This is a genomic window from Herbaspirillum chlorophenolicum (assembly GCF_001189955.1).
GTDB lineage: Bacteria > Pseudomonadota > Gammaproteobacteria > Burkholderiales > Burkholderiaceae_D > Herbaspirillum > Herbaspirillum chlorophenolicum.
In genome coordinates, this window is record NZ_LFLT01000011.1 from 90,386 (window position 1) to 111,426 (window position 21,041).

Below are 21,041 nucleotides of genomic sequence, written 5' to 3' on the forward strand. Positions count from 1 at the left end.
ACTCAGCCCAAGTTTTTGATAATCCAGTTTCCATTGCTGAATTCGACGGCGCGGTCGCAGTCGAATTCGTCCTGATCGTTTTCGTGACCCGGCAGGCTCTGGATCACGATTTCCCCTGCCTGCCTCAATTGCGCTATTTTCTCACGCAGACCGGCTTCGGTACCCCACGGCGCGCGAATTGCGCGCTTTCTTTCCGCGCCTGGCATCAGGCGTGCCAATTCGCGCAAATCCATCGAAAAGCCGGTCGCCGGGCGGGCGCGGCCGAAAGCCTCGCCGACATGGTCGTAACGGCCGCCGCGCACCACCGCATTGGGCAGGCCCGGCACATAGGCGGCAAACATCACGCCACTGTGGTAATGATACCCGCGCAGGTCGGCCAGATCGATGGTCACGGCCGCGCCTTCGTGGCTGCCGGCCAGTTCGACCAGCGCCTGCAGCTCATCGAGCGCCTGTGCGATGCCCGGCAACGCCGGCAGCATGATGCGCGCGCGGGCGATGACGGAGATGTCGCCGTACAAGCCCGGCAGCGCCAACAGCGCCTGGCGGGTGCTGTCCTGGTACCCGGCGGTAATGTCTTTCAGTCCCGGCACGTCCTTGGCTTCCAGCAGGCCGAACAGCTGGGCCTCCTGGCGCTTGGCGGCGGGGTCGTTGGCGATGATTGCGCGCAGCACGCCGACATGGCACAGGTCCAGGCGGATCTGCTGCATGCCGGCCAGCGCCAGCGAATTGAGCGCCAGTTCCTGGATTTCGGCGTCGGCTTCGATGCCGGCGTGGCCATAGATTTCGGCGCCGATCTGGATCGGCTCGCGTGTCGCGTGCAGGCCCGACGGACGGGTATGCAGCACGCTGCCGGCATAGCACAGGCGGGTCACCGAGGCGCGGTTGAGCAGGTGGGCATCGATACGCGCGACTTGCGTGGTCATGTCGGCGCGCACGCCCAGCGTGCGGCCGGACAGCTGGTCGACCAGCTTGAAGGTGCGCAGGTCGGTATCCTGGCCGGCGCCGGTCAGCAGCGACTCCAGGTATTCCAGCAGCGGCGGCATGACCATTTCGTAGCCGTACAGGCGGAAATTGTCGAGCAGGCGCCGACGCAACTCTTCGATCTTGCGCGCTTCGGACGGCAAGACGTCGGCAATGTTTTCAGGAAGAAGCCAGTTAGGCATAGACGAAAAATAAACAGAAAAAAAACAGGCGGACAGCCCGGCAATCTGCATCAGCAAACCATCAACGTTTCAAGTCGGAGGCTGGACGAAAAACCGGGGCGCTTCGGAAGATAGAACATCCTGACGCCCCCACTCTCACAATCCGGGAAACTTGCCTGCCCGGAACAATCCACCACACAAAAAAGGAAAGATGCCCTCAACCAGCGGCATCCATCCTCTTGCCCGTTGCGCCCTTATGCAGCGCGGGCCTTGTTCACGTTGTCGGTTTATTTCTTGGAAACGCTGCTGCTGTTGCCGATACCTTTGAAATATTTAAAGAATTCCGAACTTGGATCCACCACCATCACGTCATGGCGGTTCTTGAAGCTCGCGCGATATGCTTCGAGGCTGCGGTAGAACTTGTAGAAGTCCGGGTTCTGGCCGAAGGCTTGCGCGTAGATCTGTGAGGCCTTGGCATCGCCCGCACCGCGCGCCTTTTCGGATTCGCGATAGGCTTCCGCCAGAATCACCACACGCTGGCGGTCGGCATCGGCACGGATCTTTTCAGACTCGGCGGCGCCGGTGGAGCGCAGTTCGTTAGCCACACGCACACGCTCGGACTTCATGCGCTCGAAAACGGAGTTGCTGATCTGGTCGACATAGTCCACGCGGCGCAGGCGCACGTCGATGATTTCGACGCCGATCTGCTTGGCCTCGTTGGCCACGCGCGCCTGCAGCGCATCCATGACACTGTTGCGCTGGCTGGAAATCACTTCGCGTACGGTACGCTTGGTAATTTCGTCGTTCAGCGCCGCCTTGACGATCTGCGACAAGCGGTCCTGCGTGCGGCGCTCGTCAGCGCCGAAGCTGACGAAGTACAGGCGCGGATCCACGATACGCCACTTGACGTAGGCGTCAACCAGCACGTTCATCTTCTCTGCAGTGATGAAGCGGTCGGCATCGGGCGTATCCAGCGTCTGGATGCGCTTGTCCAGATACATCACGTTCTGGAACGGCGGCGGCAGCTTGAAGTGCAAGCCTGGTTCGGTGATCACCTGCTTGACTTCACCCAGTGCGAACACGATGGCCGACGAGCGCTGGTCCACGACAAAGATGGTCGAAGAGGCCAGCCAGATCGCCACAACGGCGACGATAACGGAAGTAATGAGGCGGCCCATCAGCGCACCTCCCTTTCACGCGCTTCACGCGGGTCCCGGTTTCTCATGTCGCGCATCAGCTCGGACGAATACACTGTGTCATTTCCCGAAGTCGGATTGGAAGAAGCTGCCGGGCTGGCGGATTGCCCCGAAGGCTGCGCCTGCGGCTTGCCGGATGCTGCGGGCTCGCCCCCGGTCTGCTGGATCAGCTTGTCCAGCGGCAGATAGAGCAAGTTGCTGCCGCTCTTGGCATCCACCATCACCTTGGTGGTATTGGCGAAGATCTGCTGCATCGTTTCGAGATACATGCGGTCGCGCGTCACGGCCGGCGCCTTCTGGTATTCATCCAGCACCTGCTTGAAGCGCGAGGCATCGCCCTCGGAAGTCGAAATGACACGGGAACGGTAGGCCTCGGCCTCTTCCAGCAGGCGCGAAGCGGCGCCGGAAGCACGTGGAATCACATCATTGGCATAGGCCTGGCCTTCATTCTTCAGGCGCTCGCGATCCTGGCCGGCCTTGACTGCATCATCGAAAGCCGCCTGCACCTGCTCGGGAGGCTGCACGCCTTGCATGGTCACGTTGGTGATCTGCACACCGGTCTTGTAACGATCGAGGATTTGCTGCATGCGCTGGTTCACATCCATGGCGACTTTTTCACGGCCTTCATACAGCACGAAGTCCATCTTGCTGCGGCCGACGATCTCGCGGATCGCGGTCTCGGCCACCTGGCGCACGGAGTCATCCTGGTCGCGGTTATTGAACAGCCATTCGGCAGCGTTCTTGAGCTTGTATTGAACCGCGAACTGGATGTCGATGATGTTTTCATCATCGGTCAGCATCAGCGATTCCTTCAGTTGCTTATTGCGCACATTGCCGCGGTAGCCGATCTCGGCGGTACGCACCTGCGACATGTTCACGATTTCGTGGCTTTGGATGGGATACGGCCAACGCCAGTTAAAGCCTGGCAAGGTGGTATGGCTGTAGCGGCCGAACGTGGTTATCACGGCGGTCTGGCCTTCCTGGACGATGAAGAAGCCGCTGGCCAGCCACAGGAACACGACGATGATGGCGATCACACCCGCGCCGATGCCGGCGCCCTTGACGTCGCCGCGGTTAAAACCGCCGCCCTCGGACGAGCCGCCACCGCCACCCTTGCGGTTGAACATGCCGGACAGGCGCTGGTTGAAATCACGCCAGAGCTGGTCGAGATCCGGCGGCCCGCCGTTGCCGGATGGCTTCTCGGGTCGTTTTTCGCCGTTACTTCCGTTATTCTGATTTTCGCGGTTGTCGTCTTGTGAACCACGTCCCCATTGGGGGTCGTTCAACGAAAACTTCACACCGATTTTCTTGAATAAAGACACAAGCATGCGTTTGCGATCCGGCTGTAGTTATTGATTAAGAGAAGGAGGAATACACACTGAGGCAAGGAATTGCTTCAAGCGTGCATATCTTCGGAATCGACAGGCTGAGATCGGCTGCGGCCCCTGGCCTCCAATGCGGCCTTCAGCGAAGCGGCGACCGCTTCGCGCAGCAGATCCAAGCCAGCACCAGACTTCGCACTGACAAAAACCCGCTGGATTTTACCATACTCGTCATACTCGATCGCCGGCTCCAAGCCGGCCGCATCGATCTTGTTCCAGACCAGGATCTGCGGCACGTGGTCGGCGCCGATCTCCCTCAAGACCTCGTTGACCTGCTCGATCTGCTCCATGCGCACCGGACTGGCGGCATCGACAACATGCAGCAGCAGGTCGGCATGGATGGTCTCTTCCAGCGTCGCCCGGAAAGCTTCCACCAATTGGTGGGGCAATTCGCGGATGAAGCCGACGGTATCCGAAATGACAACATGCCCGACCTCACCCAGATAAACGCGGCGGGAGGTCGTATCCAACGTGGCGAAAAGCTGGTTGGCGGCATAAACGCCGGCCTTGGCCAGCGAATTGAAAATGGTCGATTTACCGGCGTTGGTATAACCCACCAGCGAAACCGAAAAGGTCTCGTTGCGTCCCCTCGCCCGTCGTTGCGTCGCATGCTGGCGCCGCAACTTAGCCAGCACCGCGCGCAGCGCCTTGACGCGCTCACCAAGCAGCCGGCGGTCAGTTTCCAACTGGGTTTCCCCAGGGCCGCGCAGGCCGATACCGCCCTTTTGCCGCTCCAGGTGGGTCCACCCGCGAATCAGGCGGGTCGCCAGATGCTGCAACTGCGCCAGTTCAACCTGAACCTTGCCTTCGTGGCTTTTGGCCCGTTGGGCAAAAATATCCAGGATCAGGCTAGTGCGGTCGAGCACACGCACCTTCAGCACACGCTCAAGATTGCGCTGTTGGGCGGGTGACAATGCATGGTTGAAAATAACGAGCTCAAGCTCCAGATCGGCGACTGCGTCGGCGATTTCCTGCGCCTTGCCAGAACCGACGAAGAGAGCTGCGTCCGGACTGGCACGACGTCCGGTGATGGTGATCACCGGCTCCGCACCGGCGGACTTCGCTAACAGGAACAACTCATCCAGACTTGCGGCGAAATCATTCTTGCCGAAATCCAGGCCGACTAACGCGGCACGCATATCAAGATGCACACGGCGTTACGCCGGCTCGGTAGACCATTATTCAGCGTCAGACGAGTCGAGACTCAGGTTGACCGCGCGCGCAGGCACGACGGTAGAAATGGCGTGTTTGTAAACCATCTGCGTAACGGTATTACGCAGCAGGACCACATATTGATCGAAAGACTCCACATGGCCTTGCAGCTTGATGCCGTTGACCAGATAGATAGAGACGGGAACGTGCTCTTTTCTCAATGCGTTCAGAAATGGGTCTTGTAACAATTGCCCTTTGTTGCTCATGGCAGCTCCACGGTGTTGTTGTGATTAGGACTTGGAGGCACTTTAATAAAAAACAAGTGCTTTACCAATTATGCTTCATCAATGTAAACGATTTTCCCTACAACGCCAAAAATCATTAACTAAATTACAGCATCTCTACGGGTTATTTGTCCTGACGGACAAACGGGTTCTTTCCAGAACGGAACTCGATACGCAGTGGAGTGCCAACCAGGGAGAAAGTTTCCCGGAAGTGCTTCTCCAGATAGCGTTTGTAGTTGTCGTCGATGGCTTCCAGCGCATTGCCGTGGATAACGACCACCGGCGGATTCTGCCCCCCTTGGTGCGCATAGCGCAGCTTTGGGCGAATCGATCCCTTGCGGCGCGGTTGCTGGTGCTCCAGCGCCTCTTCCAGTGCCCGCGTGAGCTTGGGCGTGGTGAGCTTGGCCATCGCCGCGGCATAGGCGGAATCGATGGATTTCATCAAGGGCCCGATGCCGCTCGACTTCAGGGCCGAGATGAAATGGAATTTGGCGAACGAAAGGAAATTGAGCTTGCGCTCCAGATCCATCTTGATCTGGTCGCGCTGGTCGCTTTGCATGCCGTCCCACTTGTTGACGCCGACTACCAGCGCCCGCCCCGACTCCAGCACGAAGCCGGCAATATGGGCGTCCTGTTCGGAAATATCTTGCTGGGCATCAAGCAACAATAAGACCACGTTGGCGTCCGAAATCGACTTGAGCGTCTTGACCACCGAGAATTTCTCAATGGCTTCGAACACCTTGCCCCGGCGGCGGATGCCGGCGGTGTCGATCAGCGTGTAGTGACGGCCATCGCGCTCAAACGGGATCTCGATCGAATCGCGGGTGGTGCCCGGCATATCGAATGCGATCACCCGCTCTTCACCCAGCAGCGTGTTGACCAGCGTCGACTTGCCCACGTTGGGACGGCCGACGATGGCGATCTTGATGCCGCGGATGGCAGTCTCTTCCGGCTCCGGTTCAGGCGTGCGCTGTGCCTCGGCGACGTTCAACGCCTCTTCCACCAGGTCCGCCACACCATCGCCGTGGGCGGCGGAGATCACATACGGATCGCCCATGCCCAGCTCGTAGAAGTCGGCCGTGACCGAGGTGTACTTCATGCCTTCGGATTTGTTGACCACCAGCAGCACGGGACGGCCGCACTTGCGCAGGAAGTCGGTGATGGTCTTGTCATGCGGCGTCAGGCCCTGGCGACCATCGACGATGAACACCACCACGTCGGCCTCGACCACTGCCTGCTTGGTCTGCTTGGCCATCTCGTACATGATGCCGTCCTTGGCGACGGGCTCGAAACCACCGGTATCGATCACCAAAAACGGGCGCTCGCCCACCCGGCCTTCGCCGTAGTGACGATCGCGCGTGAGGCCGGGCAAATCCGCAACCAATGCATCACGGCTGCGGGTGAGCCTGTTGAACAACGTCGATTTGCCGACGTTGGGACGGCCTACTAGTGCAATTACCGGTTTCATTTCAATATTATTCGGTCACAACAGCGACCACAGTTCCTGATTTGGTTTGGAAAACGACAGACCGCCCGGTGCTGATCGGAGGAGCCTGGATGGGACTACCATCGCTGGACAGGCGGGCCACGAAGGAGCCGTCTTCACGTGACAAGAAGTGAATATACCCTTGGTAGTCGCCCACAGCCACAGCGCTGCCGACACTGATCGGCGTGGACAGTTGGCGATTCTTCAACTTATCGTTGCGCCATACGCTCGCACCGGTGTCCCGTGCGAATTCGGTGACCGCACCGCCAACGTCGGCGGCATAGACATAACTATCATCCAGCGACACGCCGACGTCGCTGGAGAATTCCTTGAACCAGCGAACATTGCCGTTGATCAAGTCAAAGCAGCCGATACGGCCCTGATAGGCCACTGCGCAGATGTCGCGCGCGCCCAGCGCGGGCACGCCGGATACATCGGAGATACGCTCAAGCTCGGTGGTGCCGCGCGGATCGCCGACCGGGATTTCCCAGCGCGGACCGCCATTGTTCAATGCCAGCGCCGACAGGCGGCCGCCCGGCAGCGCCACGAAGGCAGTCTGCGAACCGATCACGATGCCCGGCGCATTGCGCAAGGTCAGCGACGGCACATTGCGCTGAGCCATCCAGCGGCGATTGCCATTGTCGGCATCATATGCGGTCACGCGATTGTCGATACTGCGCACCACGACCAGGCCCTCGCCCACAGCGGGAGCAGACAGGACCTCGCTGGAAGCCTGCACCTTCCAGGTCGGCTTGCCGGAAGCATCGAATGCCTGAACCTGGCCCTTTTCGCCCACCACGACCACCGTGCTGCCATCGGTGCCGACGCCCGCAGTCAGGGGCATGTCGGTACGCACGCGCCAGATGGTCTGGCCGTTCTCGGCATTGATGCGCACCACGGTGCCGTCAGCGGCTGCCGCGAACACACTGCCGGCGGCATAAGCCGGCGTGAAGGTGAAGTTACCAGCCTTGCCGACCGAAACCGACCAGGCCGTCTGCACGCGCAACTTTTGGGCAAACTCCACCAGCGGCGCCGGCGGATTGGGATCTTTCTTGCCGGAAAACCAGGCGCAACCTGAGAGCGTCACGACCGCCGCAGCGGCGGCCAGCTTCAACGCCAGCTTGCCGGCGGACTGGGATCGAGCAAAAGATGTTGCCTTGGCAGCAGTCGCTGTCACACTACGCATATTGTTTTCCTCTAAGCGATGGATGGATTCGCGGTGGGATTGCGGTTGATTCTTCGGCCGGAGACCCCGGCCGTAGCTGGCTGCGCGCAGCCCTGCATCAGCCGGGCGGGCGCATGCCTTATCTGGTTCAGGCCTTGGGCGCTTCGCCGCCGATGGCGTCCAGCTTGATCTGGATCAGCTGGCGGCTTGGGTCCTTGGCTTCGGTCTTTTCCAGCGCCAGCTTGTAAGCGGCACGAGCGTCGTCACGCTTGCCCTGGGCCAACAGCACATCGCCCTTGCGATCCGCGATGGCGCCGGCGAACTGCGCCGGGAAGTCCCCCGACAACACTTTCAGGGCATCGTCATAGGCCTTGGCATCCAGCATCACGCCTGCCAGGCGCACTGCTGCGATCGCCTTGTATTCAGGACCGCGGCCATGATCGACCACCCACTGCAATTGTTTCCTGGCGGCGTCCGTATCGTTGGCGTCGAAAGCCGACTTGGCAGCCACCAGCGCGCTCATTTCAGCATAGGCGGTACCGCTGAACTTATCCTGGATGTCGGCGGCGGTGCGTTGCACCTTGGCATTGTCCTTGTCCGCCAGCGACTTCTGCTGCTCTTCATACAGTACCGACGCTTGCCCCGCCTGCCGGGACTGGTAGGTATTCCAGCCGGTCCAGGCGGCGTAGGCCGCCAGCGCAACAATCACCAGCCAGGTGACCAGATTGCCGTACTTCGCCCACCATGCTTTGATGGAGTCGAGCTGTTCTTGTTCTTCGAGATCGTATGCCATGTAACTCTGCAAAAAGTCTTAACGATTAAGGATGGTAGTGCACGTGCTCGTGATCATGTCCATGATCGTGGCCATCGACGATCTGGTCGACGATGTAGTCAACCACCGCATCAAACGCCATGCTGCTCTGGTTGGCCCGGCCATCTTCGGCATTGCCCTCACGCATATGCTTGACGGTTGCCGTGCCGGATTTCACTTCATCTTCACCGATGATCACGGCGAAGGCGGCGCCGCTGCCGTCGGCGCGCTTCATCTGCGCCTTGAAACTGCCACCGCCGTTCGACGATGCGCAATGTAGCACAACATCGAGGCCGGCAGTCCGCAAACGCTCTGCCAATACGAAAGATTGCATCTGCGCATCGTCGCCTTGATGAACCAGGTAGACATCGCACTGGTTGGGCGCATATTGTTCGCCGCTGGCTTTCATCAGCTCCAGCAGACGCTCCACGCCCATGGCGAAACCACAGGCCGGCGTCGGCTTGCCGCCGAACATCTCGACCAGCGGGTCATAGCGGCCGCCGCCACAGACCGTGCCTTGCGAACCGAGCTGGTCGGTGACCCACTCGAACACGGTACGGTTGTAGTAATCCATGCCGCGCACCAGGCGCGGGTTGATGGTGAATGGAATATTGTTATGGCGCAGGATCTTCTGCACGCCTTCGAAGTGAGCCTTCGATTCTTCGCCCAGGTAATCCAATAACTGGGGCGCGCCATTGACCATTTCCTGCATGGTCGGATTCTTGGTATCCAGGATGCGCAGCGGATTGGAATGCAGGCGGCGCTGGGCGTCGGTATCCAGCAATTCCTTGTGCTGTTCGAAATAGGCGATCAGGTCGGCGCGGTGCTTGTTGCGCTCTTCCGCATCGCCGATGGAGTTCAGCTCAAGGCGAATGTCGGACAGGCCCAAGTCATCCCACAGGCGCTGGCACATCATGATCAGTTCGGCATCGATGTCCGGACCGGTAAAGCCGACCGCTTCCGCGCCAACCTGGTGGAACTGGCGATAACGGCCGCGCTGCGGGCGCTCGTGGCGGAACATGGGGCCGACGTACCACAGGCGCTTGGGGCCGTCGTAGGTCAGGTTGTGTTCCAGCGCGGCGCGCACCACGCCGGCGGTATTTTCCGGACGCAGGGTTAGGTTGTCGCCGTTCATGGAGTCGGTGAAGGAATACATTTCCTTCTCGACGATGTCGGTCACCTCGCCCAGGCCGCGCGCAAACAGTGCGGTCGGCTCGACGATGGGGGTGCGGATCTGCTGGAAGCCGTAGCTCTTGAGCACGGAATGCACGGTGTTCTCGAACAGCTCCCACAATGGTGCGTCGGCGGGCAGGATGTCATTCATCCCTTTCACGCCAACGATCTTCTCGACTTTCTTTTGCTCTGACATACCGATACCGGATAGTGTTGTCTTCAATTCAAATTGGATTGCCTGCCGCCGCTCGTGATGCACGGCGCATGGCAGGCGCAAGTGTACTGTATCGCCATGGCCGCGCTTCCCTTCCCGCGGCCGGATGGAACCGGGGTCAGGCCTGGCCCTTCTGGTCCGCCTGGCCGTAGCGGGTCTGGACATATTCCAGCACCACGCTTTGGAATTCTTCGGCAATGCGTTCGCCGCGCAGCGTCATCCGCTTCTCGCCATCGATAAAGACCGGCGCGGCCGGCGACTCGCCGGTGCCGGGCAGGCTGATGCCGATGTTGGCATGCTTGGATTCGCCGGGGCCGTTGACGATACAACCCATCACTGCCACGTTCATGCTCTCGACACCGGGATACTTGCCCTTCCACACCGGCATCTGGTCGCGCAGGTAGGTCTGGATCTTGTCGGCCAGATCCTGGAACACGGTCGATGTGGTCCGTCCGCAGCCGGGGCAAGCGATCACCATCGGAGTGAACTTGCGCAGCCCCATGGTCTGCAGGATTTCCTGGCCGACCACCACTTCCCTGGTGCGGTCGCCGCCCGGCTCGGGCGTGAGCGAAATACGGATGGTGTCGCCGATACCCTCCTGCAACAACACCGATAACGCCGCCGTGGAAGCCACGATCCCCTTGCTGCCCATACCCGCTTCCGTCAGGCCCAAATGCAACGGATAGTCGCAGCGGCGCGCCAGTTCGCGATACACCGCGATCAGGTCCTGCACACCGGACACCTTGCACGAGAGAATGATCTTGTCGCCCGCCAGCCCCAGCTCTTCGGCACGCTGGGCATTCTCAATGGCGGAAGTCACCAGCGCCTCGTACATCACCGCCTGCGCCGGCCAAGGCTCGGCGCGGCCGGCATTCTCGTCCATGATGCGCGCCAGCAACGCCTGATCCAGGCTGCCCCAGTTGACGCCGATGCGCACCGGCTTGTCGTACTTGCAAGCCACCTCGATCATCTGGGCGAACTGCGTGTCGCGCTTGGCGCCCTTGCCGACGTTACCGGGATTGATACGGTACTTGGACAAGGCCTTGGCGCACTCCGGATATTCAGTCAGCAGCGTATGACCGTTGTAATGGAAGTCCCCCACCAGCGGCACGTCCACGCCCATGCGGTCGAGCTGCTCGCGGATGGCCGGCACGGCGGCAGCGGCTTCCGGCGTATTGACAGTCAAACGCACCACTTCGGAGCCGGCACGCGCCAGGTCCTTGATCTGGATTGCGGTCCCGATGGCATCCGCGGTGTCGGTATTGGTCATCGACTGCACCATCACCGGCGCGCCGCCGCCGACGGCGATCTCTCGCGCGCCGTAGCTGATCAGCACACGGCGGCTCTGGCGGCGAGCCCAAGGCCCGGAAGCAATCGGGGAAGAAGACATGGCGTTAGTTCAGATTCAGACGCGCGACATTGCTGCCGTTCGTAGGTTTCAGGTCCAGCGGCTGGCCGCGCAGCGTGGCATCGACACCGGCGGCGTTGCCGATCACCAGCATTGCAGCATCCGATACGTCGAATGCCTCAGTGGTTCCCGCCTTGAGCAGGCGCGAAATCACCGTGGTCTTGTCCGTACGGCGAATTTCCACCCACGAATCCTCGCGGAAGGTCAGCCGCAACAAATCCTTGCTGTTGACGATATGCAGGCCGGAAGGCGCCGCCACGGCGGCTGCCTGCGCCGTCGATGCGACAGGCGACGGCTGGCCAGCTGCCGCTGCAGCCGACGCCCCCGATCCGGATGATGCACTTGCCGGCACCGATGCGGATGGCGTTGCCGGCACGACAGGAGCGGCCTTGGCCGGCTCGACAGGCGCTGCATTGGCCACCTTATCGGCGCTATCGCCGGACGCAGGCTCGATCGTTTCCACACGCGCATTGACCGGAGTGTCCGACGCTGGCGCATCCGAAGTATTTGCATCCGACGCCGGAGCTGCCTCCGGCGCGGCAGACGAGTCCGCCGCATGCACCTTGAGCCATGCCAATTGAGGCACATTGTCAGCGACATCGGTCCAACGCACGGCCGCCGCGCCCGCGGCTGCGGCAACCACCAGCGCACCGATGATCACCGCCACCGGCGAGGTGCCGCTACGGCTCCCCATCATTGCAGGCAAAGGCGCTTCGGAAAATGGAGTCGACAGCGAATACTGCGGCACGATGTGATCGCGCTGCGCCACCGGCGATTCCTTCGGCATGCCGGCAATCACCTCATTGCCATCCAGTCCCAACGCCTTGGCATAGCTGCGCACGAAACCACGGGCCACGGCAAGGCCGGGCAAGACCGAATAATTATCTTCCTCGATCGCCTGGATCTGGCGCGGCGCCAGCTTGACCAGACTCGCGACCTGTTCTACCGACCACCCCTTCTTCTGCCGCTGCGCAGCCAACACGGCACCCGGCAAGGGCAGCGCGGGAGCGGGCGAAGGCTGAACATCCTCTTGCGGCGAAGGCACTTCGTTCATTTGTTGATCACTCATCAAATGCTCCACATGGAAAAACTTTTTTTAAACCGGCCCATGCCGGATTCTTCTGGAGCGTCCCGGCGCAGTGCTTGCTGCGCCCCTCCCGGGAATTCGACAACTGCATCGCCCGCCGCATGAAGCACGCAACGGACGTAAAACCTTGAACAAAAAATACAAAAGGACGCGCGGCAACGGCGAAAAAGCGCGCCGCCGGCGTCCTTGCGGAGACAACGGCAAACAACATTCCCAGACGCGGCACTGGCACTATCGCGCCCCCAATGAAGACTCGCACGACACGGCTGACAGAAACATTCAGCAAACCTGCCGTCACTCGGTAATCTCCACGATACGGCCAAAATCCTTGCCGAACTTGCCCTGATACTCTGCCATCTTCTGCATGCGTTCCTGCACGCGGGTACGATCCTTGACCTCGCCTGCCAATTGTCCGCAGGCAGCATCGATATCGTCACCGCGCGTCTTGCGGATGGTGGTAACGATGCCCGCATCCATCAGGATCTGCGCGAATGCCTTGATGCGCGGATTGTGCGAACGTTTCAATCCCGACTCCGGGAAGGGATTGAAGGGAATCAAGTTGAATTTGCACGAAATGGCGGTATCGCCTTGCGTCACCAGCTCCACCAGTTCGCGGGCATTGGTGTCGCTGTCGTTGACGCCGTCCAGCATGCAATATTCGAACGTAATGAAATCGCGCGGAGCGAATTCGAGGTAACGCTGGCACGCCGCCATCAGCTCGCGCAGCGGATGCTTGCGGTTCAACGGGATCAGCCCATCGCGCAGCGCATCGTTGGAGGCGTGCAGGGAAACCGCCAGCGCCACCGGGCATTCCTGCGACAGCTTATCGATCATCGGCACCACGCCGGAAGTCGACAGCGTGACGCGACGGCGCGACAAGCCATAGGCATTGTCGTCCAGCATCAGGCGCAGTGCGGTGACGGTCGGCTCGAAATTGAGCAGGGGCTCGCCCATGCCCATCATCACCACGTTGGTGATCTGGCGCTCGCCCTTGGGGCCGCCTTCGATGCCTTTGGTCTTGCGCAGCTCGAATTCCGCCATCCACAGCTGGCCAATGATTTCGGCCACGCTGAGATTGCGGTTGAAGCCCTGCTTGCCGGTCGAGCAGAACCGGCAATTGACTGCGCAGCCCGCCTGCGTGGAAATGCATAGCGTGCCGCGATTTTCTTCGGGAATGAACACGGTTTCCACCGCATTGCCCTGGCCCACATCCACCAGCCACTTGCGGGTGCCGTCGGTGGAGGTATGGTCGCTGATGATGGCCGGCGCACGCACTTCGGCGCGGGTTCTCAGCTTGTCGCGCAACGATTTGGCCAGATCGGTCATCTGATCGAAATCAGCGACGCCGAACTGGTGTATCCATCGTTGCAGTTGCTTGGCGCGAAACGGCTTCTCACCCAACTCGCCGCAATAAGCGACGAGTTGCGCGGGATCCATATCCAGCAGATTGGTGAGAGCTGTAGTCATGATGCCTTCGGCTGGGACCTGAACGGAAAGGCGCGGCAAGGACCGCTGCGCCGGTTTCCGCCCAAATCCGGAAAACCGATTAAAAACAGAAACAGATTAACGCGAATAGACGTTCAGTGCTGGGAAGAAATAAGCGATTTCAACCTTGGCGGTTTCTTCAGCGTCCGAACCGTGCACGGCGTTGGCGTCGATGGAGTCGGCGAAATCGGCGCGGATGGTGCCCTTTTCTGCCTTCTTCGGATCAGTTGCGCCCATCAGGTCGCGGTTCTTCAGGATCGCGCCTTCGCCTTCCAGCACCTGGATCACGACCGGGCCGGACACCATGAAGTCCACCAGATCCTTGAAGAAAGGACGCTCGCGGTGCACAGCGTAGAAGCCTTCTGCTTCAGCGCGCGACAGTTGGGCCATGCGCGAAGCGATGATCTTCAGGCCGGCGTTTTCGAAACGGGTGTAGATCTGACCGATCACGTTCTTAGCCACTGCGTCCGGCTTGATAATCGACAGGGTGCGTTGAGTTGCCATGAGAAAAAACTCCAATAAAAATAATGGCTTAAAGCCAATAATTGATAATCCAATGAACCTTGTATTTTAGCATGAAACCATCAACTAACATGGCAATTCGAGGCCCGCAGACGGCCTTTACGCTTGATTTGGCAGATATCCGGCGCTGGCCTCGAACTTGAGCGGCCGGCAACGTGTCTTAAGCATGACTCGCCGTGCTATGCTGTCACTCGCATTTCAACGCAATTGGAGGACAAATGAATCAACATCTGGACACGACTTTCGGCCATTCGAACGTAGGCTTGGCCTCTCGCAACCGCGTGCTGCGCAATACCTATTGGCTGCTGGCGCTGTCGATGATCCCGACCGTGCTGGGCGCATGGCTGGGTGTGCAACTGCATTTCAGCCTGTTCACAGGCAGCCCGATGATCGGTTTCGTGCTGTTTTTGGCGATTGCCTTCGGCTTCTTCTATGCCATTGAAAAGACGAAGAATTCCGGCCTGGGCGTGGCCGTGCTGCTAGGCTTCACCTTCTTCATGGGCCTGATGCTGTCGCGCCTGATCGAATTTACGCTGGGCTTTTCCAACGGCGGCGCGCTGATCATGACGGCCTTCGGCGGCACTGCGATCATCTTCGGCGGCATGGCTACCATCGCCACCGTTTCCAAGCGCGACTTTTCCGGCATGGGCAAATTGCTGTTCGCCGGCGTGCTGGTGATCCTGGTAGCTTCGGTGGCCAATATCTTCCTGCACATGCCCGCGCTTCAACTGGCCATCTCGGTGATCGCCATCGCGATCTTCTCGGCCTACATCCTGTTTGATGTGCAGCGCGTGGTCAACGGCGGCGAGACCAATTACATCTCGGCCACGCTGGCGATTTACCTGGACGTCTACAACGTCTTCGTAAACCTGCTGTCGATCCTGGGCATCCTGGGCGGCAACCGCAACTAAGGTTATTCTTTCAGCAATAAAAAAGTCGGCGCAAGCCGGCTTTTTTATTGCCTCATCATCAACATTTACTGCGGCAGATCGAATACTGCAATCGACTCGACGTGGGCCGTATGCGGGAACATGTTGACCACCCCCGCGTACTTCAAGGTATAGCCACCCTGATGAACCAGTGCACTGGCATCGCGCGCCAGCGTCGCGGGATTGCAGGAAACGTAGACAATGCGCTTGGGCTTGAGATGCTGCTGCTCGGACGGCAACTCGACCAGCGCACGGCATACTTCGAGCGCGCCTTCACGCGGCGGGTCGATCAGCATGCGGTCGAACTTGCCCAGCGCCACAAAATCTTCCGGCTTGGCTTCGAACAGGTTGCGGCAATAGAAACTCGTCTTGTCCGATACCCCGTTGACCCTGGCATTGTCCAGCGCACGCTCCGTCAACGCGGTACTGCCTTCGATACCCACCACTTCGCGCGCCTGGGTAGCGATCGGCAACGTGAAATTCCCCAGGCCGCAAAACAGGTCCGCCACACGGTCTTCCGGCTGCACATCCAACAAACGCAATGCCCGTGCCACCAGGACACGGTTGATCTGGTGATTGACCTGGGTGAAATCGGTCGGCCTGAACGGCATGCGGATGCCGAATTCCGGCAGCGTGTACTGCAGCCTCGACTGCGCCGGATAATAAGGCGCCGCCGTATCCGGCCCCTTGGTCTGGAACCACAATTCGATATTGTGCAGGTCGGCAAACGCCTTCAGGCTGGCTTCATCGCCCGCGCTCGGCGTTTCCATGATGCGTAGCACCAGCACCGTGACCTTGGCGCCGCCATCCCCCTCACCCACAGCCAGTTCGATTTGCGGCAAGCGGTCACGGATCGACAGGCCCGCGATCAGTTCGCGCAACGGCACCAGCAGCGCCGAGACATTGGGAGGCAATATCTCGCAAGTCTTCATGTCGGCAATGAAGGCCGAACTCTTTTCATGGAAACCCACCAGCACGCCGCCCTTCTTGGCTACGTGGCGCACCGAAATGCGGGCGCGGTAACGATAACCCCAGGTCGGCCCGTAGATCGGGCGCAGCATGGTTTCGGCCTTGGTCTTGCCAAGATGCCAAAGGTTGTCCTCCAGCACGCGCTGCTTCATCGCCACTTGCGCAGACGGCTCCAGGTGCTGCATGGCGCAGCCGCCGCAAGTGCCAAAATAATCGCAGCGCGGCTTTACCCGCAGCGAGGATTCGCTGTGCAGCGCCGTCATGGTGGCGGCTTCCCACTTGGGCTTTCTGCGGAACGATTTGAAGCTGACCCGCTCGCCAGGCAAGGCGCCCTCGACGAAGATCACTTTGCCTTGGGTGCCGTCCTCGTTTTGAAGATGGCCGACGCCGCGCCCGTCCATATCGAGCGACTTGATTTCAATGATGATGTCTTGTTGCATGAAGGAAACCGCAGGGTGGAACGAATGTCCGCTGCCAAAGAACAAAAGCGGTATTGTCCGCGATCCGGCTGCAGGAGGGAAGCGCGATGCGCACCCGGCGCAACGCGCACAGCCAAATCATGGAAAGAACCGGGGATGCTGCGCCACAAGCGGGCGCATAAATTTGCCGGGAATGCGATTCAGAACAAGGCGTCGCGGCTGACCCCGCGTGATGCCAGCAGCCGTTTCAGCTTGACCAGCGCCTCTTGTTGCACCTGGCGCACTCGTTCACGAGTGATGCCCATTTCGCCCGCAAGCTGCTCCAACGTGGAAGGATCGTCGTTATCCAGGCCAAAGCGGCGCGCCACGATCACACGTTGCTTTTCCGACAGGCTCTTGAGCCATTCCCTGATCAGGATCGCCATTTCATGGCTTTCGGCGCGGGTGTCGGGATGCTCTTCCACGGCACTCGGCAGCAGATCCATCAGGCTGGCTTGCGGATCGTTGTCCAGCGGCGTATCCAGCGATGCCGCATGCTCGGACAAGGCCAGCACATCCTGCACTTCTTCCACCGGCCGCTCGACCAGGTGGGCGATATCTTCCGCGCTGGCATCGCGCCCGTTGCGCTGCTGGGCCTCGAGGTGATACTTGGCGCGCAGGATCTGGTTCAATTCACGCACCATATGCACCGGCAGACGCACGGTCCGCGCCTGGTTCATGATGGCGCGTTCGATGCTCTGGCGTATCCACCAGGTCGCATAGGTCGAAAAACGGAAACCGCGCTCGGGCTCGAACTTGTCGATGGCGCGCATGAGGCCAAGATTGCCTTCCTCGATCAGGTCCAGCAAGGCCACGCCGCGGTTGATGTAATGCTTGGCGATGGACACCACCAGCCGCAGGTTGTGCTCGATCATCTTCTGCCGCGCGATGAACTCGCCCTGCTTGGCCAATGTGGCGTAGTGCAGCTCCTCGGCCGCCGTCAGCAACGGCTTGGCGCCGATCTTGTTGAGGTAGTGCTGGGTGGTGTCGGTGGAAAGCTCGGCGGCGAGCACTTTCTTCAGCTCGTCCACGCCCTCGGCCACCACGGGCTCCTGCTGCTCCACTGCGGCAGCAGGATCGCCATCGATCACTTCCGGTTCATCGACTTCCTCGATGGGATCGTCGATGTCCTCACTGGGAGGATCTTGGTCTGGCAAGTGATCGCGGCGATTGCTTGTCATACGCTAACGTGGCGGTAAGTATTTGGAAGGATCGACAGGTTTACCCTGTTGACGAATTTCAAAGTGCAGTTTCACGCTGTCGCTGTCGGAATTGCCCATCTCGGCAATCCGCTGCCCCTTGGTGACGCTTTGTCCTTCCTTGACCAGGATGGTCTTGTTGTGTGCATAAGCCGACAACAAATTGTTCGTATGCTTGATGATCACCAGGTTGCCGTAGCCACGGATGCCGCTGCCGGCATACATGACCTTGCCCGCGCCGGCAGCCAGCACCGGCTGGCCGGACTTGCCTGCGATGTCCAGGCCCTTCTTGCCGCCGTCGAAAGTACCGACGACCTTGCCATCGGCCGGCCACATCCAGGACACCCCTTCGTCATCGGTCGCCACAGCCGCCGGTTTCTCCGCAGGGTGTGCTGGCTCCGCCTTGGCCGGCGCCGCAGGTGCGGCAGCAGCAGCTGCTGCTACCGGCGCACTTGCCGAGTCCGGCTTTTCCAGTTCAGCCAATGCGCTTTCAGAATAGGCCCGCTTGTCGCCGCGCGGGCCGGTCTTATTCGAAGCGGCAGATGCTGCCGCTGCCGGCGCCGCCGCACCGGGCGCGCCCAACGGCTTGACTTCGATGCCCGAGGCCGGCACCGGCGCCACAGCCGTCGTCTGGGCCTGGCCACCCGCACCATCAGGTGGCGCCACGCGCAACACCTGGTCGACCTTGATGTCGTTCGGGTTAGTCAGATTGTTCCAGGTAACGATGTCGCGATAGCTTTGGCCGGATTCAAGCGCGATACGATAAAGGGTATCGCCCTTCTTCACCGTGTAATAGCCGCGCCCGGCCGGCACCGCTGCCGCAGGGGCTGCTGCCGACGCAACTTCAGCCGGTTTGCTGGTGCGCTCGACGACCGGCGCCTGCTGATTGGGTGTCGAGCTGCAAGCAGCCAAAATCCCTACGACACTCCCCAACACAGCCAAACGAATTTTCTTCATGCTCTTACATTAAATTTTGTACAACGCTAGTTGACCCGCAGCCAGCGTGAGAAGTTCATCCAGGGAAACATAAGCCGCAACCGCATACTTGCCGGCTGCATTGTCACTTCACCATCATTGCCCGATTGCAGCATGCCTGTTTCGGCAATCCGTTGCCGATCTTGATACCGGCGCCAATCCATCCTATAACGAGCCAATAAGACACCGATACACCGGTTCGGATTTATACCGTTCCCGGTCGCAGCGGCACGAAATGGCATTGCTCCATGGTCGTGCGGCGCCATTCGTACTGGCCTGTCCGCTCAATCAGTTCCAGCACCTGCTGGCGTCCGCCTACGGGCGCCACCAGCCGGCCGCCCACTGCCAGTTGCTCCAGCAAAGCTTGCGGTACCTCAAGGCCCGCAGCAGCCAGAATGATGCCGTCGAACGGCGCAACTTGGGGCAAGCCAAGCATACCATCTCCGTAATGCAAGCGGATATTTGCCACCCTCAACGGCCGCAGATTGTTCTTGGCCAGTTCATGCAACGGTTTGATGCGTTCGATCGAATACACCTCTCCCGCCACCCGCGATAACACTGCAGCCTGGTAGCCGCAGCCGGTGCCGATTTCCAGCACGCGGTCCAGCCGGCCTCCCTTATTGTTCTGGCGCATGATTTCTATCATGCGCGCCACGATGTAAGGCTGGGAAATGGTCTGATGGTGCCCAATCGGCAAAGAGGCGTCGATATATGCCTGGCTGGCCAGCCCCGGCTCGACAAACATATGGCGCGGCACCGCCTCCAGTGCAGCCAGTACCTTGGCGTCGGCCACGCCTTGCTTGGCCACACGCGCTACCATCGCACGGCGCACCGCTTCCGATGCCAGCGGCGACGCATGGCTGGAATTGTTGGTCTGGGTGACCGTCATCACATTCCTGACTGCGGTCCTTGGCGCCGGAGCGGCGCTCAGCAGCGGTTGTGCCGCCGTCTGTGGCCGGGACGTTACCGGCAGCGGCGCCGGCTGTGAACGCAACGCCTGGGACAAGCCTTGCTGCACCGGATTGAGCGGTTTGGGCGCAGAGCGTTCGGCCCGCTGCGAAGACAGCGCCGCATTCTTGGCGGCCGTCTGCGTCGTAGCTTGCGCACGCGCGCCATTGGCCGCCGTCTTGGCGGAAGCAGCGCCGTTCTTTTTCTTGTCGACCACCGAGGACAGGCTCAGCGGAAAGCGGCTCTGCTTGTCGCTCATGCAAGCGCTTTCTTCAGGTTATCCAGTTGGGCGTTGTGGGTCAGGTCGATCTGCAACGGCGTAATCGATACATAACCATTCGAAGTCGCATGGAAATCGGTGCCCTCACCTGCATCCTTGGCCGCCCCCGCCGGGCCGATCCAATACAGGTCGCGTCCATGCGGATCGGTCAGCTTGTGCACCGGTTCGGACGTATGGCGCTTGCCTAGGCGCGTTGCGACACAGCCTTTCAATTCTTCGTAGGGAAGATTGGGGATATTCACGTTAAGCAAGTAAGGCTTGGGCAACGAGTCGAACTGGCGCTCGACCACTTCACGCGCAATACGCGCCGCCGCTTTCAGTTCGGCCCATCCCTTGTGCAATTGCGAAAAGGCAATCGAAGGAATGCCGAACAGGAAACCTTCGGTCGCTGCGGCGACCGTACCCGAGTACAGCGTATCGTCGCCCATGTTCTGGCCCTGGTTGATGCCGGAGACGATCAGGTCGGGCCGTTCCTTGAGCAACCCGGTCAATGCCACATGGACGCAATCGGAAGGCGTGCCGTTCAGGTAATAAAAACCGTTGGCGGCTTGTTCCACCCAGAGCGGGCGATCCAAGGTGAGCGAATTGGAACTGCCGGAACGGTTGCTGTCGGGCGCGACGACAGTGATGTCGGCGATGGGCGCAAGCACTTCAGCCAAGGCGTTGATGCCTGGCGCGAGGTAGCCATCGTCGTTGCTGATCAGGATTTTCATTGGCTGCATTTTAACCGAAGCCTGGGGGCAAAAATCTGCGATACGGCAGACAAAATCGTGCCG

Annotated in this window: 20 protein-coding genes; 1 reads left to right on the plus strand and 19 read right to left on the minus strand. The window is 60.3% G+C overall.

Annotated features, from left to right (window positions below; all coding sequences use genetic code 11):
- Positions 1 to 2: 2 nt before the first annotated feature.
- The 14 genes from AKL28_RS09530 to ndk form a co-directional block, all read right to left on the minus strand.
- Complete coding sequence (locus AKL28_RS09530) at positions 3 to 1,163, minus strand: ATP phosphoribosyltransferase regulatory subunit (RefSeq protein ID WP_050467931.1); 1,161 nt, start codon at positions 1,161 to 1,163, stop codon at positions 3 to 5.
- A 266-nt stretch (positions 1,164 to 1,429) separates the two neighbouring features.
- Positions 1,430 to 2,320, minus strand: a complete 891-nt coding sequence (gene hflC, locus AKL28_RS09535) for a protease modulator HflC (protein ID WP_050467887.1) — start codon at positions 2,318 to 2,320, stop codon at positions 1,430 to 1,432.
- Positions 2,320 to 3,666, minus strand: coding sequence for an FtsH protease activity modulator HflK (hflK, locus tag AKL28_RS09540; RefSeq protein WP_050467888.1), 1,347 nt, complete (start codon positions 3,664 to 3,666; stop codon positions 2,320 to 2,322). The genes hflC and hflK overlap by 1 nt, the downstream gene beginning before the upstream one ends.
- 68 nt (positions 3,667 to 3,734) lie before the next feature.
- Complete coding sequence (hflX, locus tag AKL28_RS09545; protein ID WP_050467889.1) at positions 3,735 to 4,859, minus strand: GTPase HflX; 1,125 nt, start codon at positions 4,857 to 4,859, stop codon at positions 3,735 to 3,737.
- 39 nt (positions 4,860 to 4,898) lie between these two features.
- The gene (gene hfq, locus AKL28_RS09550) at positions 4,899 to 5,138 is read right to left on the minus strand and encodes an RNA chaperone Hfq (protein WP_050467890.1); all 240 of its coding nucleotides are present in this window, start codon (positions 5,136 to 5,138) and stop codon (positions 4,899 to 4,901) included.
- A gap of 142 nt (positions 5,139 to 5,280) precedes the next feature.
- Complete coding sequence (gene der / locus AKL28_RS09555) at positions 5,281 to 6,624, minus strand: ribosome biogenesis GTPase Der (RefSeq protein WP_050467891.1); 1,344 nt, start codon at positions 6,622 to 6,624, stop codon at positions 5,281 to 5,283.
- Between the two features lie 7 nt (positions 6,625 to 6,631).
- Positions 6,632 to 7,828, minus strand: coding sequence for an outer membrane protein assembly factor BamB (gene bamB / locus AKL28_RS09560; RefSeq protein ID WP_050467892.1), 1,197 nt, complete (start codon positions 7,826 to 7,828; stop codon positions 6,632 to 6,634).
- Positions 7,829 to 7,955: 127 nt separating this feature from the next.
- Positions 7,956 to 8,600 (minus strand): YfgM family protein, encoded by a 645-nt coding sequence (locus tag AKL28_RS09565; RefSeq protein ID WP_050467893.1) that lies wholly within the window; start codon positions 8,598 to 8,600, stop codon positions 7,956 to 7,958.
- Positions 8,601 to 8,625: 25 nt separating this feature from the next.
- Positions 8,626 to 9,987, minus strand: coding sequence for a histidine--tRNA ligase (gene hisS, locus AKL28_RS09570; protein WP_050467894.1), 1,362 nt, complete (start codon positions 9,985 to 9,987; stop codon positions 8,626 to 8,628).
- 136 nt (positions 9,988 to 10,123) lie between these two features.
- A complete protein-coding gene (ispG, locus tag AKL28_RS09575; RefSeq protein ID WP_050467895.1) occupies positions 10,124 to 11,395 on the minus strand; it encodes a flavodoxin-dependent (E)-4-hydroxy-3-methylbut-2-enyl-diphosphate synthase in 1,272 nt (423 codons plus the stop codon).
- Between the two features lie 4 nt (positions 11,396 to 11,399).
- Positions 11,400 to 12,482, minus strand: a complete 1,083-nt coding sequence (locus AKL28_RS09580) for a helix-turn-helix domain-containing protein (RefSeq protein ID WP_050467896.1) — start codon at positions 12,480 to 12,482, stop codon at positions 11,400 to 11,402.
- On the minus strand, positions 12,475 to 12,798 hold the full coding sequence (locus AKL28_RS24380) for a hypothetical protein (protein WP_156226284.1): 324 nt from the start codon (positions 12,796 to 12,798) through the stop codon (positions 12,475 to 12,477). The genes AKL28_RS09580 and AKL28_RS24380 overlap by 8 nt, the downstream gene beginning before the upstream one ends.
- Complete coding sequence (gene rlmN, locus AKL28_RS09585) at positions 12,795 to 13,967, minus strand: dual-specificity RNA methyltransferase RlmN (protein WP_050467897.1); 1,173 nt, start codon at positions 13,965 to 13,967, stop codon at positions 12,795 to 12,797. Before rlmN ends, AKL28_RS24380 begins: the two co-directional genes overlap by 4 nt.
- A 96-nt stretch (positions 13,968 to 14,063) precedes the next feature.
- The gene (gene ndk, locus AKL28_RS09590; protein WP_050467898.1) at positions 14,064 to 14,489 is read right to left on the minus strand and encodes a nucleoside-diphosphate kinase; all 426 of its coding nucleotides are present in this window, start codon (positions 14,487 to 14,489) and stop codon (positions 14,064 to 14,066) included.
- Between the two features lie 236 nt (positions 14,490 to 14,725).
- Here ndk and AKL28_RS09595 point away from each other — a divergent pair, with 236 nt between their 5' ends.
- A complete protein-coding gene (locus AKL28_RS09595; RefSeq protein WP_050467899.1) occupies positions 14,726 to 15,418 on the plus strand; it encodes a Bax inhibitor-1/YccA family protein in 693 nt (230 codons plus the stop codon).
- A gap of 65 nt (positions 15,419 to 15,483) precedes the next feature.
- Here the strand turns inward: AKL28_RS09595 and rlmD are convergent, their stop codons facing one another.
- The 5 genes from rlmD to surE form a co-directional block, all read right to left on the minus strand.
- A complete protein-coding gene (gene rlmD, locus AKL28_RS09600) occupies positions 15,484 to 16,845 on the minus strand; it encodes a 23S rRNA (uracil(1939)-C(5))-methyltransferase RlmD (RefSeq protein ID WP_050467900.1) in 1,362 nt (453 codons plus the stop codon).
- A 179-nt stretch (positions 16,846 to 17,024) separates the two neighbouring features.
- Positions 17,025 to 18,044: an RNA polymerase sigma factor RpoS gene (gene rpoS, locus AKL28_RS09605; RefSeq protein ID WP_050467901.1), complete on the minus strand. Its 1,020-nt coding sequence runs from the start codon at positions 18,042 to 18,044 to the stop codon at positions 17,025 to 17,027.
- A 3-nt stretch (positions 18,045 to 18,047) separates the two neighbouring features.
- Complete coding sequence (locus AKL28_RS09610; protein WP_050467902.1) at positions 18,048 to 19,019, minus strand: peptidoglycan DD-metalloendopeptidase family protein; 972 nt, start codon at positions 19,017 to 19,019, stop codon at positions 18,048 to 18,050.
- 223 nt (positions 19,020 to 19,242) lie between these two features.
- A complete protein-coding gene (locus AKL28_RS09615; RefSeq protein WP_050467903.1) occupies positions 19,243 to 20,244 on the minus strand; it encodes a protein-L-isoaspartate(D-aspartate) O-methyltransferase in 1,002 nt (333 codons plus the stop codon).
- Complete coding sequence (gene surE / locus AKL28_RS09620) at positions 20,241 to 20,978, minus strand: 5'/3'-nucleotidase SurE (RefSeq protein WP_050467904.1); 738 nt, start codon at positions 20,976 to 20,978, stop codon at positions 20,241 to 20,243. Before surE ends, AKL28_RS09615 begins: the two co-directional genes overlap by 4 nt.
- Positions 20,979 to 21,041: the final 63 nt, after the last annotated feature.